6 protein-coding genes are annotated in these 5,465 nt (G+C 74.4%); all 6 read left to right on the top strand.

The window, feature by feature from the left end:
• The first annotated feature begins 359 nt into the window (after positions 1-359).
• The 6 genes from ftsH to OF117_RS10115 are packed head-to-tail and all read left to right on the top strand — an operon-like array spanning position 360 to position 5,448.
• On the top strand, positions 360-2,351 hold the full coding sequence (gene ftsH / locus OF117_RS10140) for an ATP-dependent zinc metalloprotease FtsH (protein WP_263552703.1): 1,992 nt from the start codon (positions 360-362) through the stop codon (positions 2,349-2,351).
• A gap of 31 nt (positions 2,352-2,382) precedes the next feature.
• Complete coding sequence (gene folE, locus OF117_RS10135) at positions 2,383-2,991, top strand: GTP cyclohydrolase I FolE (RefSeq protein ID WP_411969443.1); 609 nt, start codon at positions 2,383-2,385, stop codon at positions 2,989-2,991.
• Between the two features lie 60 nt (positions 2,992-3,051).
• Positions 3,052-3,918: a dihydropteroate synthase gene (gene folP, locus OF117_RS10130; protein WP_263552702.1), complete on the top strand. Its 867-nt coding sequence runs from the start codon at positions 3,052-3,054 to the stop codon at positions 3,916-3,918.
• Positions 3,911-4,372 (top strand): dihydroneopterin aldolase, encoded by a 462-nt coding sequence (folB, locus tag OF117_RS10125; protein ID WP_263552701.1) that lies wholly within the window; start codon positions 3,911-3,913, stop codon positions 4,370-4,372. The genes folP and folB overlap by 8 nt, the downstream gene beginning before the upstream one ends.
• Before the next feature lie 4 nt (positions 4,373-4,376).
• Positions 4,377-4,868, top strand: a complete 492-nt coding sequence (gene folK, locus OF117_RS10120) for a 2-amino-4-hydroxy-6-hydroxymethyldihydropteridine diphosphokinase (protein ID WP_263552700.1) — start codon at positions 4,377-4,379, stop codon at positions 4,866-4,868.
• A 55-nt stretch (positions 4,869-4,923) separates the two neighbouring features.
• On the top strand, positions 4,924-5,448 hold the full coding sequence (locus OF117_RS10115) for a DUF3180 domain-containing protein (RefSeq protein WP_263552699.1): 525 nt from the start codon (positions 4,924-4,926) through the stop codon (positions 5,446-5,448).
• Positions 5,449-5,465: the final 17 nt, after the last annotated feature.

Raw genomic sequence — 5,465 nt, 5'->3', positions numbered from 1 at the left:
GGGGACCCTCCGGGCCCCCGCTCGTCCCGGCGACGACCGCGGCCACGTGCCGTTCCCCGGCCGCGCGGAGCCCCGCCTCGGCCCGTCTAGGGGGGGCCTCCGGCCCCCACTCGGCGCGCCGATCCCGCAGAGCGGCTCGCCGGCCGACGAGACAGCCGAGGCCGTCCCCCCAGCCCGAGGGAGACGCAGCCCGTTCCCGGCTCTCGTCCAGGGATCGCACAGGTCCCCCGGTGTACCGTCGATCCCGACGACGCTGCACCGAGCGCCGGGGTGCCCGCCCGGGTCGCAAGGGGCGTCCCCGGACGATCAGGAGGGTCGACGGGCAGGTGCCGGGTCCTCCGGCCGCCCGGCATCGGTGTATGGAACGCAAGAAGATCTTCCGCTCCGTGTGGTTCTGGGTCGTGCTCGTCGTCCTGCTGGCCCTGACCTTCTCCTCGCTGGTCGGCGGTGACGGCGGCGGCACCCAGGTGTCCACGTCCACGGCGCTGGCGCAGTTCGACCAGGGCAACGTCGAGAGCGTCACGATCAACGACAAGGAGCAGACCCTCGACATCCGGGTCGCGGAGCCGGTCGAGGGCAGCGAGGAGATCACCACCTCCTACCCGATCGGCGCGTCCGACGAGGTCTTCAACCTGGTGTCGGGGCTCGGCGACGGCGAGCGCGTCGACTTCGACACCAACGTCACGCAGGACAGCGTGCTCGTCGGCATCCTGGTCAGCTTCCTGCCGTTCCTCATCCTCCTGCTATTGCTGTTCTGGCTGTTCAACTCGATGCAGGGCGGCGGCCGCGGGGTCATGGCCTTCGGCAAGTCCAAGGCCAAGGTGGTCAGCAAGGACACCCCGAAGACCACGTTCGCCGACGTCGCCGGCGCCGACGAGGCGGTCCAGGAGCTGCACGAGATCAAGGACTTCCTGCAGAACCCGGTCAAGTTCCAGGCCGTGGGCGCGAAGATCCCCAAGGGCGTGCTGCTGTTCGGCCCGCCCGGTACCGGCAAGACCCTGCTCGCCCGCGCGGTCGCCGGTGAGGCCGGCGTGCCGTTCTTCTCCATCTCCGGTTCGGACTTCGTCGAGATGTTCGTCGGCGTCGGCGCCAGCCGGGTGCGCGACCTGTTCGAGCAGGCGAAGAACAACGCCCCGGCGATCATCTTCGTCGACGAGATCGACGCGGTCGGCCGTCACCGCGGCGCCGGCATGGGCGGCGGGCACGACGAGCGCGAGCAGACGCTGAACCAGATGCTCGTCGAGATGGACGGGTTCGACGTCAAGGGCGGCATCATCATGATCGCCGCCACGAACCGGCCCGACATCCTCGACCCGGCGCTGCTGCGCCCCGGGCGGTTCGACCGCCAGATCGCCGTCGACCGTCCCGACCTCGAGGGCCGCAAGAGGATCCTCGAGGTCCATGCGTCGGGCAAGCCGCTCGCCCCGGACGTCGACCTGGAGACGGTCGCCCGGCGCACGCCCGGCTTCACCGGCGCCGACCTGGCCAACGTGCTCAACGAGGCCGCCCTGCTCACCGCCCGCACGAACGGCTCGGTGATCACCGACGAGCAGCTCGAGGAAGCCATCGACCGCGTCATCGCCGGCCCGGAGCGCCGTACCCGGGCGATGAGCGAGAAGGAGAAGAAGGTCACCGCCTACCACGAGGGCGGGCACGCGCTGGTGGCGCACGCGCTGCCCAACCTCGACCCGGTGCACAAGGTGACGATCCTGCCGCGCGGCCGCTCGCTGGGGCACACGCTCGTGCTGCCGACCGAGGACAAGTACACCCAGACCCGGTCGGAGATGATCGACACGCTGGCGTACGCGCTCGGCGGCCGGGCGGCCGAGGAGCTGGTCTTCCACGAGCCGACCACCGGCGCGGGCAACGACATCGAGAAGGCCACCGCGATGGCCCGGGCCATGGTCACCCAGTACGGGATGAGCGCCAAACTCGGCGCGGTCAAGTACGGCAGCGACCACTCCGAGCCGTTCCTCGGCCGCGACATGGCCACCCGGCCCGACTACTCCGAAGCCGTCGCCGCCGACATCGACGCGGAGGTGCGCGCGCTGATCGAGGCGGCGCACGACGAGGCGTGGGAGATCCTCGTCGAGTACCGCGATGTCCTGGACCAGTTGGTGCTCGAGCTGATCGAGAAGGAGACGCTGTCCAAGGAGGACATGGCACGCATCTGCACCGGCGTCCGCAAGCGGCCCTCGCTCGCCCCGTACAACGGCTTCGGCAAGCGGACACCCTCTGACCGGCCGCCGGTGCTCACCCCGGCCGAGCAGGCGGGCAACGGCGCGGCCAACGGCCGCCCGGCCGCGGACGAGACGCCGGTCGGCGACGTCGGCGCCCCGGTGCAGCGCTGAGCCGGCCACCCGGAGCCCCGTCGTGAGCGAGGTGCCCGCCGAGCCCGCGGACGTAGCCCTGCCGCCCGCCCGCGGGGTGGACCAGGACCGGGCGGCGGCCGCCGTCCGCGAGCTGCTCATCGCCGTGGGGGAGGACCCGGACCGTCCCGGGCTGCAGGAGACCCCGGCCCGGGTCGCCCGCGCCTACGCGGAGACCTTTGCCGGGCTCTGGCAGGACCCCTACGACATCCTCGCGACGACGTTCGACGAAGACCACGACGAGCTCGTGCTGGTCAAGGACATCCCGATGTACTCGACCTGCGAGCACCACCTCGTGCCCTTCCACGGGGTCGCGCACATCGGCTACATCCCCGGGGACGACGGCCGGGTGACCGGGCTGTCCAAGCTGGCCCGGCTGGTCGAGGTGTTCGCCCGGCGCCCGCAGGTGCAGGAGCGGATGACCAGCCAGATCGCCGACGCGCTCGCCGACGTCCTCAAGCCGCGCGGGGTGCTCGTGGTCATCGAGGCCGAGCACCTGTGCATGGCGATGCGGGGGATCCGCAAGCCCGGTGCGACCACGGTGACCTCGGCCGTGCGCGGCATCTTCCGGGACAGCGTGGCCACCCGGAACGAGGCGATGAGCCTGGTCCTGGGGCGATGACGGGGGCGACCGGCGAGTGAGCACCGCTGGGAGGTCTGCGAGCGCGTCGGGAGCCGGGCCGTGGGCGTGAGGCACCCGCTGCTGGCGCACCCCGGCCGCTGCGTGGTCATGGGGGTCCTCAACGTCACGCCGGACTCGTTCTCCGATGGCGGCTGCTTCGCCGACCCGGCCGAGGCGGTCGCCCACGGCCGGGCGATGGCCGCCGCCGGGGCCGACTGGGTCGACGTCGGCGGCGAGTCCACCCGGCCCGGCGCCGACCGGGTCGATGCCGACGAGGAGTGCCGCCGGGTCCTGCCGGTCATCCGCGAGCTGGCCTCCGCCGGCGTCCGCACCAGCGTCGACACCACCCGCGCCGAGGTCGCCGAGGCCGCCCTCGCCGCGGGCGCGGCCATGGTCAACGACGTCAGCGGCGGCCTGGCCGACGCGCACATGGCCGGGCTGGTCGCGGGCGCCGGTGTGCCGTGGGTGCTCATGCACTGGCGCGGGCACAGTCGCGAGATGTACGCGGCGGCGCAGTACGGCGACGTGGTCACCGAGGTCTGCGCCGAGCTGACCGCCCGGGTCGAGGACGTCGTCGCCGCGGGCGTGGCCCCGTCGCAGCTGGTGCTCGACCCCGGGCTGGGCTTCGCCAAGAAGGCCGAGCACAACTGGGCGCTGCTGGCCGGCTTGGACCGGTTGGTCGGCCTCGGCCTGCCGGTGCTGGTCGGCGCCTCCCGCAAGACCTTCCTCGGCAGGCTGCTGGCCGCGCCCGACGGCACGACGCGGCCGGCCGAGGAGCGCGACGCGGCCACGCTGGCCACCACCGTGCTGGCTGCCGAGGCCGGCGTCTGGGGGGTCCGGGTGCACGACGCGGCCGCCTCTGCCGACGCCGTCCGCACCGTGGCCGCGGTCCGCTCCGCCCGGGCCGCGAGGGGGAGCCGTGGCTGAACCCCGCCCCGACCGCCGCCCCGACCGCCGCCCCGACCGCATCGCCGTCCGCGGGCTCACCGCCTACGCCCACCACGGCGTCTACGCCGTCGAGCGACGGCAGGGGCAGACCTTCAGGCTGGACGCCGTCCTCGAGGTCGACACCGCGCCCGCGGCGGAGACCGACGACCTCGGGCGCACGGTGAACTACGCCGAGCTGGCGCAACGCCTCTACGGCGTCCTGGCGGGGGAGCCGGTCGACCTGTTGGAGACCCTCGCGCAGCGCCTGGCCGACGTCTGCCTGGCCTATCCGCTCGTCGAGGCCGTCGAGATCACCGTGCACAAGCCCGAGGCCGACCTCGGCGTCCCCTTCGACGACGTGACGGTGAGCATCCGGCGGCAGAAGGACCCGTCCCTCCCCACGACTCGCGAGCTCGCCGCGGGCCCCGGGGACGGGCCGACCGCCGATGACTAGGGCGGTGCTCTCGCTCGGTGCCAACCTCGGCGACCGCGCCGGAACCCTCCGCGCCGCGCTCGGCGCACTGCGCGCCGACGGGCTGGTCGCGCGGTCGTCCCTCTACGAGACGCCGCCCTGGGGGCCGGTCGACCAGCCGGCCTACCTCAACGCGGTGGCGATCCTCCGCGGGCAGCGCGACGCGGCCGGCTGGCTGGCCCGCGCCCGGGAGCTCGAACGGGCCGCCGGGCGCACCCGCGAGGTGCGCTGGGGCGCCCGGACGCTCGACGTCGACGTCGTCTCCGTCACCGGGGACGACGGGACGCCGGTGTTCTCCGACGACCGGGAGCTGACCCTGCCGCACCCGCGGGCGCACGAGCGTGCCTTCGTGCTCGTGCCGTGGCTGGCGCTCGACCCGAACGCGGAGCTGCCCGGCCGCGGGCGGGTCGCCGACCTGGTCGCCGCGCTGCCCCCCGACGAGGTGGCCGGCGTCGTCCGCTGGGAGCACCTGACGTGAACGTCCGGCCTACGGCGCGGACCGGTGCCGCGGCGGCCTCCGCGGAGGCGGAGCGGTGACCCCCGTCCGCCGGCGCGACCTCGCCGTCCTCGCCCTCGGCCTGGCGGTGGCGGCCTGGCTGGTGGTGCGGGCGGCGTACGGGGTGCTGCCTCCGCTGGACTGGTGGCTGCCCGCGCCCCTGGGGGTGCTCGCCGTCGTCGAGGCGCTGGGTGCCCGAACGCTGCGCGTGCGGCTGGCCGCGCAGCGGTCGGCCCGCTCGGCGGGCCGGGGCACCGGGTCGGCCGGCCCCGACCCCGCCCGGCTGCGTCCGGTCGAGCCGATGCTGGTCGCCCGCCTGGCGGTGCTGGCCCAGGCCAGCGCCTGGGTGGGGGCGGTCTTCACCGGCGTGTGGTCGGGTCTGCTGCTCTACGTCGGCCCGTCCGTCGGCCGGCTGCAGGCGGCCTCGGGCGACACCGTGGCCGGCGTCATCGGCGTGCTGTGCTCCGGCGGTCTGGTCGCGGCCGCCCTGTTCCTGGAGTCCGTCTGCCGGGTGCCCCCCGGCGGCGACGACGAGGAGCCACCCCCGGCGCCGAAGGGCTGAGGTCGTCGGGCGCGGTC

It is taken from the genome of Geodermatophilus sp. YIM 151500 (genome assembly GCF_025716945.1).
In the GTDB taxonomy this organism is placed as follows: Bacteria; Actinomycetota; Actinomycetes; order Mycobacteriales; family Geodermatophilaceae; genus YIM-151500.
Note: the sequence above shows the minus strand (reverse complement) of the source record. Positions and strands in the feature narration are given on the sequence as shown.

Excerpts from the sequence above, each read along its gene's own strand:
- ftsH (WP_263552703.1), top strand. The coding sequence starts at position 360 with ATGGAACGCAAGAAGATCTTCCGCTCCGTGTGGTTCTGGGTCGTGCTC.